The following is a 16,024-nucleotide window of genomic DNA, read 5'->3' as shown; positions in this document are numbered from 1 at the left end:
AGGAAGAACCCTATGACTTTTTTCTTTTCTTACCTTAATTCTAGTATTATGAAAACGTACCGCATATCCTTTGGAATACTGAGCACAATGCTGCTAAGCCTGGTGCTTGGGCTGAGTAGCTGCAACGATGACGATGATGACGGCGACATGCCCACTCCGGTAGATGAAGTCGTGATGCTACGCGAGGTTACCCTCAGCGGAGCACAGGAGGTGCCGCCAAACAGTTCAGAGGCAACAGGCACCTTCAAAGGCCAATACAATAAGGATACAAAGAGGCTGTCCTATACCATCACCTTTGAGGGCATAACCCCCACCGCCATGCACTTCCATAAGGGGGCGCCAGGTATGGCCGGGCCTATCGTTATTCCGATAAACCCTGGCTCAAATCCTTATTCAGGCTCCAATCCTTTCGAAAGTCCCCTCTCAGGATCTACCTCAGCCCTGACAACGGAACAGGAGGCAGACCTCCTGGCCGGCAACTGGTTCCTGAACATACACAGTGCCGAGTTTCCTGATGGAGAGATCCGAGCGCAGATCATACAATAGCTCACTAACCTGCTGCCTGGCTGTAATGCTCACACACAGCCGGGCAGCTATACTTTACTTATTCGGTAGCTAACAAGAAGCATGTATGCGACGCACAAACATCATTTGCCACTTACTGGGCCTGCTGCTTCCGGTAGCCGCTGCCTGTACCAACGACAACGAAGAGGACCTGGCCCCGCAGCCGGACCATCAGCTCCAGTGTGATACCACCGCCATTACCTTTTCCGGTACGGTAGTGCCCATACTGGCAACAAACTGCTACAGTTGCCATGCAGCAGGTATAGCAGAGGGAGGTGTGGTACTCGACAATTACAACGGAGTGAAGGAAGAGGCCGGCCACGGGCACCTGGTGGGGGTTATCACGCATGCCCCCGGGTTCCCGCCCATGCCACAGGGAGCTGCTAAACTCTCTGACTGTGACATTGAGAAGATCCGGAAATGGGTAGACGCAGGTGCCCCTAACAACTAACTTCTGATCATGAGACAACTTACCCTACTCCTTGCAATACTCTTACTTAGCAGCGCCGACGTTCTGGCGCAAGAGCGATTCTTTACCAGGACCGGCCACATTTGGTTCTTTTCCGATGCTCCCCTGGAAGACATTGAAGCACATAACAGAAAGGTGGTGTCAATACTGGATGTAGGCACCGGGGATATGGTCTTCTCAGTGCCGATGAAGGAGTTTGAGTTCCGGAAGTCCCTGATGCAAACACACTTCAATGAAAACTATGTGGAATCCGATAAGTACCCGAAAGCTACCTTCAAGGGGAAGGTAACTAACATCCAGGCAGTTGACCTGGAAAGGGATGCAGCCTATGAAGTGCGGGTGAAAGGCGTGCTCCACATACATGGGCAGGACAAATCCATAGATACCGTCGGGATACTGGAAGTAAGAGCGGGGCGGCTGCTTGGCAAATCCACTTTCACCGTTACCCCACAGGAGTTCGGCATTAAGATCCCCCGGCTGGTGCGAAACAACATCGCCAGGCAAATCGACATCACAGTGGACGTAGTGTATGAGCCATTCACCGAAAACAGCCTTTAGCTATGGTAAAACTAAGTTTTCTTCTGGTGCTGGTTTGTCTGCCCCTGACTTTTGCGCAGGCACAGGACGAGCTACTGAAACTGGCAGAAGCCACTGACAGCGCCGCCTCCGAAGCTGTGAGTGGTAGCTTCAAAGCAACGCGGCTGGTGAACGGCCACTCGGTGGAGACGAACGGCGAAGGCGTCCTGCTCTTTTTGATCTCCCACCGCTTTGGCACCCTGAACAGTGGCGCCTATGAGTTCTTTGGCCTCGATCAGGCCACCTTACGCCTTGGCCTGGAGTATGGCCTGACCGATCGCCTGAATGTGGGCATCGGGAGAAGCTCGCTTGAAAAAACGTTCGACGGCTTTCTGAAATACAAGCTACTGCAGCAGCAAACAAAACGGGGCATGCCGGTAACACTTACGCTCTTTACCAGTACCGCTATCCGGTCTCTTAAGTGGCCGGATGAGGAAGAAAGCCTTGATCTGGAACACCGGTTTACCTACACGCACCAGTTGCTGATTGCCCGCAAGTTCACGGAGCGGCTGTCCTTGCAGCTATCCCCTACCCTGGTGCACCGCAACCTGGTGCCAGCACGCCAGGACGAAAACGACGTCTATGCACTAGGAGGCGGCGGACGTTTTAAACTCACCAAACGCACCTCCTTCAATGCAGAGTATTATTACCTGCTCTCCGACCAGACGCGCGAAGACTTCAGGAACACCCTTTCCCTGGGATTTGATATTGAGACGGGTGGGCATGTATTCCAACTGATCTTCACCAATGCGCAAGGCATGGTCGAGAAGTTTTTTGTGCCACAGAACACAGGCTACTGGTCGAAAGGAGACATCTACTTCGGTTTCAATATCTCGCGCACATTCGATTTAAAGGGGGGCGAGGAATGGTGATAAGATCAACACGCACAGAGGGCTACGTTTCCGAATCCCATGGAAGCTCCTGTACCGAGGCTTCCTATCCGGCACCAGGACCAGAAAAAATCTCCTCCACCTGCGGGGCTCGCTATCCAGCGGCCCAAAACAACACAGACTCCGGGTCTGTCACAGGACAGGATATTAGAAGCAAAAAAGCCTGCAAATCGCTGATTCACAGGCTTTTAGCAAATTTTGGTATCGCTACCGGCAGAGAGCAAGGGATTCGAACCCTTGATACCCTTTTGGGGTATACACACTTTCCAGGCGTGCTCCTTCGACCACTCGGACAGCTCTCTTTGTTTATCGAGTTGCAAATATACGCTAACAGGAAGCACATCTGCAAGTATAGTTTTTTATACTTTTAAAGACTTATCTCGCCGCGAAGGTTCTGCTGCAGCAGTCGCTCACGCTCCTGGTGGCTAAGTTCCTCGTGTGCCAGCACATACATCAGCTTAGAGATGGCCGCCTCGGTGGTAATATCGGCCCCGCCAATCACCCCCATGTTCAGCAGGTACTTGCTCGTTTCGTAACGGCCCTGGTCTACCCGCCCCTCATCGCACTGCGATACGTTCAGGATAAGTATACCCCGGCCTATGGCCTCCTGCAGCAGTTCCAAAAACCACGGCACCGTCGGCGCGTTTCCAGAGCCGAAGGTCTCCAGCACCAGCCCCTGCAGCCCCGGCGCCTGAAGTATACTTTGCACTACATGCGCCGTAATGCCCGGGAACAACTTGAGAATGGCCACTTTATCGTTTAAGGCATGATGCACCCTGAATGGCTGCTGCGGGTACGGCAGTATGCTCTCGAAACTAAAATCCAGTTCAATGCCCGTCTCAGCCAGGGGCGGGTAGTTGTCGGATTTGAAGGCATCGAAATGGCTGCTCTCTACTTTCTTGGAGCGGTTGCCGCGCAGCAGCAGGTTACGGAAGTAAATGCACACCTCCGGCACCACGCTTCTACCCTGCTCTTTGGTGGCGGCAATCTGCAGGGCGGTGATCAGGTTTTCGCGCGCATCGGTGCGGATGCGGCCAATGGGTACCTGGGCGCCGGTAAAGATCACCGACTTCTGCAGGTTCTCCAGCAGGTAACTCATCGCTGAGGCGGAGTAGGCCATCGTATCCGTGCCGTGCAGCACCACAAAGCCGTCATACTTCTCGTAGTTCTCCTCGATCAGCCGGGCCAGCATCAGCCAGTCCTGCACCGACACGTTGGAGGAGTCGATGGCAGGTTCTATACTTAGCACCGTGAGCAGGTAGTTAAACTGCCGCAGCTCCGGCACGTGCTCTGTGATCTGCGAGAAGTTGAACGGCACCAGGTGCTGCTCCTTCTCATCAAACACCATCCCTACGGTGCCGCCGGTGTAGATAATAAGGATGGAGGCCTCCGGATGCAGCGGCGCGGCAGTGTCGATGTCTACTTTTACAACCTGCATACTATAGCTTGAAGAGGTTGAGGGCATTGGCCGTGGTTTTCTCCGCCACCTCCTCTACCGGTCTCTGCATCAGTTCAGCCACACGCTGGGCAATGAGGGGCAGGTAAACGGGCTCGTTGCGCTTGCCGCGGTGCGGCGTGGGCGCCAGGTAGGGGCAATCGGTTTCCAGCACCAGGTCCTCGAGCTGCACATACGGCAGCACCTTGTCCAGGCCGCCGTTCTTAAAGGTAGCCACCCCGCCTATGCCCATCAGAAAGCCCAGCTCCTTCACCTTCTCCGCCTCCTCCACGGTGCCGCTAAAGCAATGGAAAATACCTTTCAGGCTGCCATCCTGGGCAGCAGCGATGATCTCGTAGGTTTCGTTAAAGGAGTCGCGGGTGTGCAGCACGATGGGCAGTTTATACTTTCTGGCCAGCTCTACCTGTACCTTCAGGGCCTCCTGCTGTTGCGGCAGAAAGGTTTTGTCCCAGTACAGGTCGATGCCGCACTCCCCTACTGCCGCAAAGGGGCGCTTGCCCAGCCACTCCTCCACCAGGTATAGCTCCCGCTCAAAATCCTTGTCTACCGAGGTGGGGTGCAGGCCCATCATCGGAAGGCAGGCGCCTTTATACTTCTCCTCGGCCTCCAGCATGGCGTCTATGGAAGTGTGGTCGATGTTGGGCATGTATACTTTGCTCACCCCTTGCTCCTGCGCCCGCTCCATAGCCTTGGCCCTGTCGGCATCGAATTTCTCAGAATAAATATGTGCGTGCGAATCAACTAAATTCATCATCTTTTAATACGTATCACGTAGCTCGTATCAGGTATCACGACTACGGCTTGAAGTATAAGTCAAACACTAGGCTGCAAGTTAGGGATTTTATGGCTTTTGGATGGCTGCATTGTTAAATGGTTGAATGGTTACATTATTAAGCCACCCCAGCCCGTTATGGAAGGGAATTTATACTTTCTAACTCCTCAACTCTCTAACTCTCTAACTTCTAATACTTTCTCCCCTTCCACCTGGTCTTGAGCGGCAGGAAGAAGTAAATAATGAGGATGACGGAGGAAATAACCAGGTACAGTTCGAAGAAAAAGTAGAGGTACCAGCGGACGCTGCGGCCAAGGCGGCGGAGGCAGAGGTGCAGGTAGAGGCTCTGCAGCAGCAGTTTAAAGGTAAAAATAGCCAGCATCACGCCTACCGAAGTATAGGCAAAGAACGGCAGCAGCACCGGATAGTAGGCCGAATGAAGTATAAAAATGATAGCCATGTACCAGGGCAGGTGCATGGAGCCCCGCATCCAGCGGCGACGCTGTTGCAGGTAGGCCGTAAACGTGGGCGCCGGTGTGGAGAGCGCCAGCACATGGGGGCTGTAGATGTTCCGAAAGCCCCAGCCGCGCCTGAGCACCTCGTTAAAAATGGCGATATCCTCCGTGATAGAGAAATTTATACTTTCATAGCCTCCCACCTCTTCGTAAGCCTGCCGGCGCAGCAGCATGTTGTTGCCCATGGTCGTTACCCGCAGCCCCAAATCCGACACCACCTGCATCAGGCCGAGCGCATACAGCCAGTCCATGGCCTGCAGCCGGGCGAAAAAACTGTTGCCCTCTATAGAGGTAATGCCTGTCACCACGCCCACTCCTTCCTGCATCTCCGAGAGCATGGCCTGCACCCACTCCCTGGGCACGGCAATATCGGCATCAGTGTAGAAAAAATAGTTTGTGGTGGCGATTTTGGCGAGATGGGCCAGCACGTTAGCCTTGCCTCTGGCCTTCCCTAAGGTCTGGGTGATGGTGATGCAGGTATACTGCGGCTTGCCCTGGATAAAGTTATCAATGACAGCACGGGTCTTGTCCGTGGAGGCGTCATCTCCGATCAGCACCTCTATCTTATCTTTGGGGTAATCCAGCGCCTCGATGGCGTGCAGGCAGCGCAGGATGGTGTGCTCCTCGTTTCGGGCGGCGATCAGGATGCTGATGCGCGGCTGCTCCCGCAGCTTTACAGTATAGCGCCTGCGGTTGAACACCAACAGGGCCAGCAGCACCAGGAAAAGGGAGAAGTAAAGTATAAAATAGGCTACCGATACGATCATAGGGTCTCGAAAGTATAGCCCAGCTTCGTGAAATGGTCCAGGTAGCGCGGCAGGGCATGCATCAGATTACGTTGGGCCTTCAGGCTATCGTGGAATACGATGATGCTGCCGCTCCGGGTACTTTTTATACTTTGTCGCAGGCATTCCTCCGGCGCAAGGCGCTGGTCGTAATCGTTGGTGAGCACGTCCCACATCACCAGTTCATACTTGCCGCGCAGCTGCTGCGCCTGCCTTCCGGTAATGCGCCCGTAAGGCGGACGGAAAAGACTTTCAGTTTCGGGTTGCAGCTTCTCCAGTTCCTGCTGGCAGGCTTCGGTGTTCTGCACATACTGCTGCAATGGTGTCTGCCAGCCTTTCAGGTGGTTAAAGGTATGGTTTGCCAGCTTATGCCCCTGTGCCAGCGCCTGCCGCGCCACCTCCGGGTGCTTTGCCACATTATCGCCCACGCAAAAGAAGGTAGCCTTTGCCCCATACTTTTCCAGTTGCTCCAGCACCCACGGGGTTATCTCCGGAATCGGACCGTCATCAAACGTAAGGAAAAGCACCTTGCCCTGCACCTCGCGGTGCCAGGTGTAGCGGGGCAACAGCTTCTTCAGCAACCAGGGCGTTTTGTAGAGGCGGAGCAATTTAATTGTTAGTTGTTAATTGTCGATTGTTTGGTAAAACTTGTAAAAAGTGGTAGTGATTAAAACAATCAGCAACCAACAATTAGCAATTAATTACTTAAACCGGCAGGAGAGCAGGGTGATGTCGTCGTTGAAGTTGGCCTCCTCGTTGTAGAGGTTTATTTCGCGGAGCAGCTGCAGGTGCAGCATCTTGGAACTCAGGTAGCGGTGGCGGATAAGAAAGTCTATCGTACCCTCCACCCCAAACTCCGCCTCGTCCTCATCGAAAACCTCCGTCAGGCCATCCGTGTAAGCCAGCACGATGGATTTCTCCGGCACGTGCACCTTACCCACGTTCATGAACGGCAGCACATCAAACACGCCCAGCATGGTGCAGCCATCGTTCAGGAGCGTGTGCGTGTTATTCTCATACAGGAGTATGGGCGCGTTATGGCCGGCATTCACATAGCTTAGTTCGCGGGTGCGGCGGTTATAGAGGGCCACAAAGGTGGTGATAAACTTCTCTGCGATCGCGTTGCGGTAGATCAGGTGGTTCAGCTCCGACACTACAGTGTTCAGGTCTGAAGTCTGGCGCAGGATGGTGCGCAAACCTGCCTGGAAGTTCGACATCAGCAGCGAGGCCGGCACGCCCTTACCCGACACATCCGCCACGCAGAACAGGAACTGGTCAGCATCTATCTCTATGAAATCGTAGTAGTCGCCGCCAATGGAAGAGTGCGGAATGTAGCTGGCATGTATGGTCACGTCCCTATCATTGGGCAGGCTTTTGGGGAACAGCATAGACTGCACCTCGCGGGCGATCTCTATCTCGCGGCGAATGGATTCCTGGGCCAGGCGCTGGCGTGCCATGCGAAGGTTCTCGATGGCCACAAGCATGATGTTACTGATCGTCTGAATGAAATTGAGGGCATCCAAGCTGCTGGAGTATTTATCAATCTTACCAACCATCACAAAGGCCAGCACCTTGCCATTGTGCAAAATCGGGATCACGATATCAAAGCAGCGCCACTTCTTCTCTACCGGCAGTTTCGACACTTTCGTGATCTCCTTCAACTGCAGTACCTCCTCCGGCAGCTGCGCTTTGGTAAAGTCTTGCTCGGTGCCGGCACATATCCTGCACTGCCAGTTCTCGTCGTGCACAAACAGTGTAAGGCGGGCAATCTTTAACTGAGCCAGCAGGGTAAAGCGGTATATTTTGTACAGCGAAGCCTCCGGCAGGTTGGCGTTGATGGCCTGCGTGATCTCAAGCAGCGCCGTCAACTCCAGCTTTTTCAAATTAAGTTCCTGCTGTGGATTCGGTACGGATATATCAGACATTCAATATCAGAATTTTAAATCGTACGCATCCACTAAATTTTCTGTAATCATAAGGATGAAGCAGATGCTAATGCACGGTAAACATATAAAAAAATGGTCAGCTTTAGCAGCTGTTCACGTAAAACCTCTCTACTCTCTTTTAAAGGTAATTTGGCAAGCCACATGCTACTCTATGCGTATTAAAGTTGCCGAGCCAAGTGCACCAAAATGCTGCCAGCCTGTGCCAATAACGAGGTGCATGCCCCTCTTGTTGGGCTGCAGATGCTGAAATATTGCTTTACGTATCTAAACTCTCAGTACCTGAATGGCTTCCGCTTTTTATTTTTTTCTGTTCCTTGCCTGGCCATTTCAGCCCCGGTTGCAGGTACACCTTCACCACCTGAATTATACTCCCCAAGCTAGTTCCAGCACCACCCAAACCATAGCACGTTACCTATCAGGCATTTTAGGCATTGTACCTAATACCCCACTCTAACCCGAAACCTGTTAATTCTCGAGAACGGACTTCACGTTTGCTGCAACTACGTTCCAGCCTTTTACTCTATAACAGATTATAGCTTTGGGATTCCGAAGATCAGATAGAGTTATGCACGACCAGCCCAGCCTTGGTGGCCAGGAAAAAGTAGTCCCGGCAATGCCTGCCGAAGGTGGCCTCGTCGTACGCATGCTCAGTGTCCGGGTCAGGATAAAAGATCTTGACGTACCCTTTCTGGATAAGTACCTGTAAAGCAGCGCAAAGCTCTGAATCTGTTAAAGAAAGAGTACTCTTCAGGTCAGGGAAAGAAGTAACGAAGTATAGCTCGTCCAGAATGTCAAACTCGTTGTTGGTCATAGGTTCTGATGGTTCGGCCTTTCCAGTTGTAGCGGCCCCAGAGGCCTAAAACAGCTGTAACAAGCACATATGGGATGTATACCAACTGCAGGGGCAGTATGTACCAGAGGTAGCGGCGCGCCTGCAGGAAATCTGTTATCTCTCTTAAAAATAAGAAATCAACAGCAAATTTGGTAAGATACGCCGATAAAAAGACCCAGACCGGCATGCTGCCCCACAGTGCCAGCGGTATAGCCAGGAAAAGTAGCAGGTTTACCAGGAAAACACATAGCGCCACCAGCTGCACCTGCAAGCTTTGGTAAGACTTCCATTTGCTGGCCCACCGAACCCGCTGCTGTATGAAAGAAATCAGTGATTTACGTGCCGTAGTATAAACTATCGCTTCAGCACTCCTCAGGAACTTTACCCGCCCCGGAAAGGCTTGGTGCACCTTGTGCAGCAGGAATTCATCGTCGCCGCTGGCTACGGCTTCATTGCCTGCAAAACCGCCCACCTCCTTAAAAACATCCTTGCGGTAGGCCAGGTTCGCGCCGTTGCACATGTTTGGGTGGCCCATCGCAATGGAGGCACCCCCTATTCCGATCAGGCTGGAGAACTCCACCAGTTGCATCCTCTCAAAAGGGGTATGGGTGTGATGGAAACTAACCGGTCCGCTGATAAAATATGGCCGCTCTGTTTTGTAGAGATAAGAATAGCTGCGCAGCCACTCCGGTCCCACCCGGCAGTCGCCGTCAGTAAACAGCAACAGCTCGCCCTGCGCCTGCTCCACCCCCACCTGCACGGCTGCTTTCTTGCCGCTGTACTTTACATAATTCCCCAACTGAATACACCTTACAGAAGTCCTGGAACCGAGCATAAACTGCTCTACCAGGGCAGGCGTTTCATCATCGGAGTGGTCGTCCACCACCAGCACCTCCAGCAGTTCCTTGGGGTAATGCTGGCGATCCAGGTCCTGCAGCAAGTATAGGATATTCTCAGCCTCGTTACGCACAGGAATGATAACGGTAAGGCGGGTGGAGGGTTGAAAAGCAGCAGGAGCAGTAGTGGCAGGTAGCTGCTTCCAGGCCAGCCAGCGGCTCAGAATAATCCAACTATACCAGAGCAGCGAGAGCAGGAGCAGGAGCAGCCACGTCATGCCACCACTCCTTTCCGCGCCAAACGCATCCGCAGCACAAAGTATAAACCTACCACGCTAGGCACTGCAATGTTGAGCAGCCACAGGCTGAGGCTGGCGCTGAGCACCTGCAGGCGCTCTTGCCCCAACAGCCCGAACAGGTACATGGCCGACAGCTCCCGCACCCCCAAATCAGAGATAAGGCTAACCGAGGGCACCACCGATTTGAGGAAGAACGTGCCCGACACGCCGCTCACGTACTGCAGCGGGCTAAGGCGCACCTCAAAAAGCAGGAGCAGCAGTATGAACTGCACCAGGAACACTGCATAGCGCCCCAGCGAGAGCCAGAGCAGCCGCGACATCTCTCCGGAAGTATAACTTCCCATAACTGATAGGTATGGTACGAACTTGCGCAGCGGCCGGATGGCAGCCACCACGGCCACCATGGCCCTGGCGTTATAGAGCAGCAGCAACATGGCGGCACTCAGCCCTAGCAGCAATGTAAAAACGCTCAGCGACACGCCCGGGTACTGCTGCCAGCCAAAGGCAAGTATAAAGTAGAACAGCCCCACCGAACCGGCCAGCACCGTGGCCACCAGTTGACAGAACCTGCCGATGAAGATGGCCCCGATCGCCTCCAGCCGCTGCCGGCTCTTCAGCTCCAGCACCCGGCCGGCATAATCGCCGAGGCGGTTGGGGGTGATGAAACCCAGCGTGAGCCCTACCATCACGGCGCGATAGGCGCGCCAGTACGAGATGGGTTCCAGTTTTTGCCCCAGCAACTGCCACTTTCGCGCCTCAAAGCCCCAATTTATGGGGATGAGGATAGCTGTCAGTATAACCAGGAAGCGCAGCGGGCTCTGCAGCGCTTTGCTCAACATCCCGCCCCAGCTCAGGAATGTATCGGGCGCCGTAAAGATAGCCTGGTAGAGCAGGAACAGCGTTAGCCCCACCACCAGCACCTTTGCCAGTACCAAAAGGAATTTTTTATGCGGCTTGATGTTCAAGATAATGTCTTAATTTTGCGCCCTATGGCTTACTCTACTGCACTACCACCCCATAAACTCATCCTAGGCATTGACCCCGGCACACAAGTAATGGGCTACGGCCTGATCGAAGTGACTGGCGCTAAGGTGCAGGTGCTGCAGTTCGGCGTTATCCACCTGAAAAGCTACAGTAACCACGCCATCAAGTTAAAGAAAATTTTTGACCGGATGATACAGCTCATCGACGAGTACCTCCCCGACGAGCTGGCCATCGAGTCGCCTTTCTACGGCACCAACGTGCAAAGTATGCTCAAGCTGGGCCGCGCGCAGGGCGTAGCCATCGCCGCCGCCCTCTCCCGCGACATCCCTTACGTGGAGTATGCGCCCAAGAAGATCAAGCAATCTATCACCGGTAATGGTAACGCTTCCAAGGAGCAGGTAGCGGCGATGCTGATGCAGATCCTCAAGATCCAGGAGGTGCCGAAATTGCTCGACGCCACCGATGCGCTGGGCGTGGCGCTCTGCCACCATTACCAGAAAGGCAATAATGCCAAGCAGGGCGGCAAGTCGTGGAAGAGCTTTTTGGCGGATAACCCGGATAGGCTGGCGGGGAAGTAAAGTTTATGCTTTCTTTAGTGCTTTTTCTGGCGCAAGTCTTCAGACTTGCGTCCTCAATTGCTGGCGCGGGTTTGCAATCGGCTGGCTTGCAGAGCCATCCTTATACTTCGGCTGTGTACTATACTTGAGCTATACTTTATACTTCTATACTTGTTGATTTATACTTGCTGCTCCTATAGCCTACTGACGCAAGCGTCCGTTTGTGCCTCTACTAGCCACTGCTTTGTGCAGCTGGAGGCAAGCTATTCTTTCTAACTGCTGCTGATCCTCCAGACTAATAAGCCTACAGTTGCTTCTATACTTTCTGCTCTCAAGCCCGAGAGGGCTCGTCCTTTGGCATCGCGCTGTCTATTGAAGCTGCTCCTCGCTCCGCTCCGGGCTGCTGAGCAAGCTCAGCACCGCATCAATAGAAGGCGCTCAACCCAAGGACTGGATATCAGTTCGATAGCCACGGCTATTTGTCATCTAGACCTATGGGAGAGATCTCTATAGAATTCCGGATAGAACTCTCGCCCTGCTCGAGATGACAGAAAATTATAGCAAGTGTGATTCCCCTCCTTGGAGGGGCTTGGGGTGGGTTTATACTTGTAGGGACAGGTCGCGACCTGTCCGCGCGATACCAGCGACAATGAAACTTATACTTTAGTAGAAGCAGTGACAGGCTCCCCTCCTGGGTCAAGGAGGGGCAGGGGTGGTTGGAATCGCCACTGCATAACTCTAACCAAGACATCTGAACAGCAATAAAAAGACAAAAACAAAAGAGCCGGTACTTCTGCAGCACCGGCTCTCCCAAATTTCTTTCTCCAGATGTTGTTTAAGAAGCATTGTAGGCGCTTCGTATTTTTTCGGCTACTTCTTCGAACTCCTCTTTTCTGAACTGCTTCTTATTGGCGAAATTCATGTCCTGCATGCTGTTGAGCGGGATGAGGTGAACGTGCGCGTGCGGAACTTCTATACCTACCACGGCCACGCCTATGCGCTTGCAGGGCACCACCTTCTCAACGGCCGCCGCCACCTTCTTAGCGAAGGCCATCAGGCCCAGGTATAGCTCATCGTCCAGGTCAAAGATATAGTCAATCTGCTGCTTCGGTATTACCAGGGTATGGCCCTTGGCGGTCGGGAATACATCCAGAAAGGCCAGGTAGCGGTCGTCCTCGGCCACCTTGTAGGCCGGTATCTCTCCGTTTACGATCTTAGTGAATATCGAAGCTTCCATAGCTTAGCGGCTTATTTCTAATATTTCAAACTTGATTTTTCCGGCTGGCACCGTGATCTCGGCTACATCGCCTACGGATTTGCCCAGCAGGCCCTTGCCGATCGGCGACTTTACGGAGATCTTTCCTGCTGCCAGGTCGGCCTCCTCCTCGGCTACCAAAGTATAATTAACGACCATGTTGTTCTTCAGGTTCTTGATCTTCACCTTAGAGAGGATCAGCGCCTTGCTAGCATCCAGGTTTGATTCGTCGATGAGGCGTGCGTTGCCCACGATCTCCTCCATTTTGGCGATCTTCAGCTCCAGGTGCCCCTGGGCGTCTTTGGCTGCATCATATTCCGCGTTCTCGCTCAGGTCACCCTTATCGCGTGCCTCGGCCAGTTGACGGGCCACCTCGGAGCGGCCTTTTGTCTTGAGCTCTGCTAACTCGTCTTTCAGCTTTTGCAGCCCTTCAGCAGTGTAATAATTGATCTTGCTCATAATTAGGTTTTCACGTTTTAAAACACAAAAACAAAAAGAACGGTTATGGCCTGCATAACCGTTCTTTTTGCCAAATATGTAAAATTATCTATTCTTTTCCAGTGAGGCGGCAGGTAAAATTAAGCTACCACCCCGTTTAGCATAAGCCTGACTTTTTGCTTTTCTGATCGCCGGAGAGCTCCTCCCCCACAGCGCATGTAAAGCAAAGATAAAAATATTTATGATATCCCGCTTAAAATTTTTCCTGTGCTAAGTCCGCACCTGTACCTCCTCCATCGTCGGATCAGGCATAATAAGGAAGGGCTACCCCAGCAGCAGTTGCTGCACTTTCTGCACCAACACCTCATTTATTTTTACGTAGGATTCGTGCGTCCAGCCGGCAATGTGTGGGGTCAGAATAACATTCGGCGCGGAGGCCAGGTAGTCAAAATCCTGCTGCTGTTGCTCCGTAAGTGCCTGCAGTTTCTCGTTTTCCAGCACATCCAGGGCTGCCCCTTTTATACTTCCGGACTTGAGGTGGTGCACCAGCGCCTGCTGGTCCACTACATCGCCGCGAGAGGTGTTCAGAAACCAGACCGGTTTCCTAAACCCACGGAAGAAGGCATCGTCGGCAAAAGACAGGTTTTCGGGTATGAACGGAATGTGCAGGCTCACGATATCGGCCTCCGCCTGAATCTCCTCCAGCGACACGCGCGCCACCGGCCCGCTGATCTTTTCGGGGGCGAAGCGGTCGTAGGCCAGCAGGCGGCAACCGAAGCCAGCGAGCGTGCGCGCGAAACTTTGCCCCATATTCCCAAACCCGATGATGCCCACCGTTTTACCGAAGATCTCCTCGCCGCGGTTTTCTTCGCGCAGCCACACTTTCTGCTGCACCTGGCTGTGGCTGCGCGAGATATTGCGCAGCAGCGACACAAGTATACCCACTGCAAACTCGCCCACGGCCTGGCTGTTGCCCTCGTTGGCGGCAAGTAGGGAAATTCCCCGCTCCTGCAGCGCCTGCTGGTCTATGTTGTCCACGCCAGCCCCTGCCCTTGCCACGTATTTTAGCTTAACAGCCAGTTCCAGCGTCTGTGCCGTGATGCGCATTTTGCTCCGCACCACCAGCCCCTCAAAGCCCTGCAGCGCCTCCCGCACCTCCTCCGGCTTAATATCGGGTCGGTAATTGGCCTCCACGCCTATACTTTCCAGCATCGGAAAAATGCTCGGGTGGATTTCGTCGATAATAAGTACGGTGGAAGTGTAGCGTTTCGTTGGCACGGTTAGTTGAGGTTGGGGATCAGTGTATTTGTTTAATTCTAAGGATGCAGCCAGTATAGATTCCGCCGCCAGCTGCAGGAAAGGTAAGACATCCGGCAGGCGAACATCTATATACTTTTTCTGCCCATTTTATACTTAAACCTGGCTACGCCTCTAGCGGCTGTAGACTTAGAACTCCCAATTTAGGAAGAAACTAAGCAAAAAAGCCAGTACCGCCTTTACAGATTATACAGCACATGCGCTATACCAAAGTAAATGGTCAGGCCCAGCAGGTCGTTGGCGGTGGTGATGAAGGGGCCGGCGGCCACGGCGGGGTTGATGCCAAACTTATCGAGAATCATCGGAGTGATGGTGCCCATTAGAGAGGCCAGCATCACCACCGAGAACAGCGCTACCGACACCACCACGGCTAGCCTTATATCGCTCTTAAACAGGTAAGTGGCTGAAAATACAAGGATGGAAATGATGAGCGCGTTAAGCAGGGCCACCAGAAACACCTTTAGCATACGTTGGGCAATGTTATCGAAAATCACCTCGTTGGAGGAGAGCGTCTGGATGATGATGGACGAGGACTGTATGCCCACGTTTCCGCCCGTGGCCGTAATGAGCGGCACAAACAAGGCGATGGCGGGCAGCAGGGCGATATCATCTTCGTAGAAACCCATGAAATGCGCCGCCAGCAAACCACCCACCATGCCAATGATGAGCCAGGGCAGGCGGGCACGGGAGATACGCAGCACGCTGTCGTCCTCCTCCACGCTTTCGGTTATACCGGTCATGAGCTGGCGGCTGAGTTCGGCCTGCTCCTGCATCACGTCCACCACGTCGTCGATGGTGATGCGGCCCAGCAGACGGCCCTGGATGTTTACCACAGGGATGGCTTCCAGGTCGTAGCGCTGCATCACGCTCACCACTTCGCTCTCGTCCTTGTACGACTCAATGGAGATCACATCCTCGCTGTAGATATCCTTTACGAGCGTGTCGTCCTTGGAAAGGAGCAGCCGCTTCACGCTGACACGTCCCAGCAGCTTGTCGCGGTCGTCCACCACGTACACGGTGTAGATGCGCGCCACTCGCTCCGCCTGCCGCCGCACCTCCTCAATACACTGCCGCACGCGCCAGTTCAGGTTTACCTTGATCAGTTCCTTGGCCATCAGACCGCCGGCACAGTCCTCCTCGTAGTGCAGCAGGTCCAGAATGGCGGCGGCCTGCTCGTCATTATCTATATGAGCAATAACCTCCTCCCGCGTCTGCACCGACTGATCGTTGAGGATATCCACCGCGTCATCGGAATGCATCAGGTTGACGTAACGGGCAATCTCCTCACTGGTGAACTTGTCGAGGAACTCGTTACGAATGTCTTCGTCGAGGTCGCTCAGAATCTCGGCGCCGATTTCCGGTGGCAGCAGGTCCAGGATGTAGCGCGACTCGTTGGCATCCAGTTCGTAGAGCACCGTGATGATGTCGGCAGGGTGCATCTCGTCCATGGTACTCAGGATAAACTCCCGGTCCTGGCGTGCAATGGCTTCCTCTACCTGCTCAATATACTCACGTGTGATCTCTACCTGCATA

Annotated in this window: 17 protein-coding genes and 1 tRNA gene; 5 read left to right on the top strand and 13 right to left on the bottom strand. The window is 53.5% G+C overall.

All coding sequences use genetic code 11. The features are described from left to right. Positions 1-48 precede the first annotated feature (48 nt). From OH144_RS04180 to OH144_RS04165, 4 genes are all read left to right on the top strand, one after another. On the top strand, positions 49-546 hold the full coding sequence (locus OH144_RS04180; protein WP_266205039.1) for a CHRD domain-containing protein: 498 nt from the start codon (positions 49-51) through the stop codon (positions 544-546). Between the two features lie 85 nt (positions 547-631). After that, on the top strand, positions 632-1,015 hold the full coding sequence (locus OH144_RS04175; protein WP_266205038.1) for a hypothetical protein: 384 nt from the start codon (positions 632-634) through the stop codon (positions 1,013-1,015). Between the two features lie 9 nt (positions 1,016-1,024). Then, positions 1,025-1,591, top strand: a complete 567-nt coding sequence (locus tag OH144_RS04170; RefSeq protein WP_266205037.1) for a YceI family protein — start codon at positions 1,025-1,027, stop codon at positions 1,589-1,591. A 2-nt stretch (positions 1,592-1,593) separates the two neighbouring features. Then, positions 1,594-2,481, top strand: a complete 888-nt coding sequence (locus OH144_RS04165) for a DUF5777 family beta-barrel protein (protein ID WP_266205036.1) — start codon at positions 1,594-1,596, stop codon at positions 2,479-2,481. A 232-nt stretch (positions 2,482-2,713) separates the two neighbouring features. Here the strand turns inward: OH144_RS04165 and OH144_RS04160 are convergent. From OH144_RS04160 to OH144_RS04120, 9 genes are all read right to left on the bottom strand, one after another. Next, a tRNA-Ser gene (locus OH144_RS04160) sits at positions 2,714-2,801 on the bottom strand. A 65-nt stretch (positions 2,802-2,866) separates the two neighbouring features. Then, positions 2,867-3,937, bottom strand: a complete 1,071-nt coding sequence (locus OH144_RS04155; RefSeq protein WP_266205035.1) for an asparaginase — start codon at positions 3,935-3,937, stop codon at positions 2,867-2,869. 1 nt (position 3,938) lies between these two features. Then, entirely contained in the window at positions 3,939-4,706 is a 768-nt protein-coding gene (locus OH144_RS04150) for a TatD family hydrolase (protein WP_266206307.1), read from the bottom strand. A 211-nt stretch (positions 4,707-4,917) separates the two neighbouring features. Continuing rightward, the gene (locus OH144_RS04145; protein ID WP_266205034.1) at positions 4,918-6,009 is read right to left on the bottom strand and encodes a glycosyltransferase; all 1,092 of its coding nucleotides are present in this window, start codon (positions 6,007-6,009) and stop codon (positions 4,918-4,920) included. Continuing rightward, positions 6,006-6,635 (bottom strand): polysaccharide deacetylase family protein, encoded by a 630-nt coding sequence (locus OH144_RS04140; RefSeq protein WP_266205033.1) that lies wholly within the window; start codon positions 6,633-6,635, stop codon positions 6,006-6,008. Before OH144_RS04140 ends, OH144_RS04145 begins: the two co-directional genes overlap by 4 nt. A gap of 93 nt (positions 6,636-6,728) precedes the next feature. Next, entirely contained in the window at positions 6,729-7,952 is a 1,224-nt protein-coding gene (locus tag OH144_RS04135) for a PP2C family protein-serine/threonine phosphatase (RefSeq protein ID WP_266205032.1), read from the bottom strand. Positions 7,953-8,526: 574 nt separating this feature from the next. Next, positions 8,527-8,784, bottom strand: coding sequence for a helix-turn-helix domain-containing protein (locus OH144_RS04130; protein WP_266205031.1), 258 nt, complete (start codon positions 8,782-8,784; stop codon positions 8,527-8,529). Further along, entirely contained in the window at positions 8,765-9,919 is a 1,155-nt protein-coding gene (locus OH144_RS04125) for a glycosyltransferase (protein ID WP_266205030.1), read from the bottom strand. The genes OH144_RS04130 and OH144_RS04125 overlap by 20 nt, the downstream gene beginning before the upstream one ends. After that, on the bottom strand, positions 9,916-10,905 hold the full coding sequence (locus tag OH144_RS04120; protein WP_266205029.1) for a lysylphosphatidylglycerol synthase domain-containing protein: 990 nt from the start codon (positions 10,903-10,905) through the stop codon (positions 9,916-9,918). Before OH144_RS04120 ends, OH144_RS04125 begins: the two co-directional genes overlap by 4 nt. A 24-nt stretch (positions 10,906-10,929) precedes the next feature. On the opposite strand from OH144_RS04120, the gene ruvC reads away from it, so the two are divergent. Next, positions 10,930-11,502: a crossover junction endodeoxyribonuclease RuvC gene (gene ruvC, locus OH144_RS04115; RefSeq protein WP_266205028.1), complete on the top strand. Its 573-nt coding sequence runs from the start codon at positions 10,930-10,932 to the stop codon at positions 11,500-11,502. Positions 11,503-12,316: 814 nt separating this feature from the next. On the opposite strand, the gene OH144_RS04110 is transcribed toward ruvC, so the two are convergent. From OH144_RS04110 to mgtE, 4 genes are all read right to left on the bottom strand, one after another. Then, complete coding sequence (locus OH144_RS04110; RefSeq protein ID WP_266205027.1) at positions 12,317-12,718, bottom strand: HIT family protein; 402 nt, start codon at positions 12,716-12,718, stop codon at positions 12,317-12,319. A 3-nt stretch (positions 12,719-12,721) separates the two neighbouring features. Then, the gene (gene greA, locus OH144_RS04105; RefSeq protein ID WP_266205026.1) at positions 12,722-13,195 is read right to left on the bottom strand and encodes a transcription elongation factor GreA; all 474 of its coding nucleotides are present in this window, start codon (positions 13,193-13,195) and stop codon (positions 12,722-12,724) included. Positions 13,196-13,498: 303 nt separating this feature from the next. Then, positions 13,499-14,452, bottom strand: a complete 954-nt coding sequence (locus OH144_RS04100; protein ID WP_266205025.1) for an NAD(P)-dependent oxidoreductase — start codon at positions 14,450-14,452, stop codon at positions 13,499-13,501. A 218-nt stretch (positions 14,453-14,670) separates the two neighbouring features. Then, positions 14,671-16,023, bottom strand: coding sequence for a magnesium transporter (gene mgtE / locus OH144_RS04095; protein ID WP_266205024.1), 1,353 nt, complete (start codon positions 16,021-16,023; stop codon positions 14,671-14,673). Between the last annotated feature and the right edge of the window lies 1 nt (position 16,024).

This window comes from Pontibacter kalidii (assembly GCF_026278245.1).
Classification (GTDB): domain Bacteria; phylum Bacteroidota; class Bacteroidia; order Cytophagales; family Hymenobacteraceae; genus Pontibacter; species Pontibacter kalidii.
The sequence above is the reverse complement of the archived record's forward strand: the minus strand, read 5'-3'. Positions and strand labels throughout refer to the sequence as shown.

Coding starts and splice junctions, on each gene's coding strand:
- OH144_RS04180 (WP_266205039.1), top strand. CDS start 49: ATGAAAACGTACCGCATATCCTTTGGAATACTGAGCACAATGCTGCTA.
- mgtE (WP_266205024.1), bottom strand. CDS start 16,023: ATGCAGGTAGAGATCACACGTGAGTATATTGAGCAGGTAGAGGAAGCC.
- OH144_RS04145 (WP_266205034.1), bottom strand. CDS start 6,009: ATGATCGTATCGGTAGCCTATTTTATACTTTACTTCTCCCTTTTCCTG.
- OH144_RS04135 (WP_266205032.1), bottom strand. CDS start 7,952: ATGTCTGATATATCCGTACCGAATCCACAGCAGGAACTTAATTTGAAA.
- OH144_RS04125 (WP_266205030.1), bottom strand. CDS start 9,919: ATGACGTGGCTGCTCCTGCTCCTGCTCTCGCTGCTCTGGTATAGTTGG.
- OH144_RS04130 (WP_266205031.1), bottom strand. CDS start 8,784: ATGACCAACAACGAGTTTGACATTCTGGACGAGCTATACTTCGTTACT.
- OH144_RS04175 (WP_266205038.1), top strand. CDS start 632: ATGCGACGCACAAACATCATTTGCCACTTACTGGGCCTGCTGCTTCCG.
- OH144_RS04110 (WP_266205027.1), bottom strand. CDS start 12,718: ATGGAAGCTTCGATATTCACTAAGATCGTAAACGGAGAGATACCGGCC.
- OH144_RS04170 (WP_266205037.1), top strand. CDS start 1,025: ATGAGACAACTTACCCTACTCCTTGCAATACTCTTACTTAGCAGCGCC.
- OH144_RS04150 (WP_266206307.1), bottom strand. CDS start 4,706: ATGAATTTAGTTGATTCGCACGCACATATTTATTCTGAGAAATTCGAT.
- OH144_RS04155 (WP_266205035.1), bottom strand. CDS start 3,937: ATGCAGGTTGTAAAAGTAGACATCGACACTGCCGCGCCGCTGCATCCG.
- ruvC (WP_266205028.1), top strand. CDS start 10,930: ATGGCTTACTCTACTGCACTACCACCCCATAAACTCATCCTAGGCATT.
- OH144_RS04165 (WP_266205036.1), top strand. CDS start 1,594: ATGGTAAAACTAAGTTTTCTTCTGGTGCTGGTTTGTCTGCCCCTGACT.
- greA (WP_266205026.1), bottom strand. CDS start 13,195: ATGAGCAAGATCAATTATTACACTGCTGAAGGGCTGCAAAAGCTGAAA.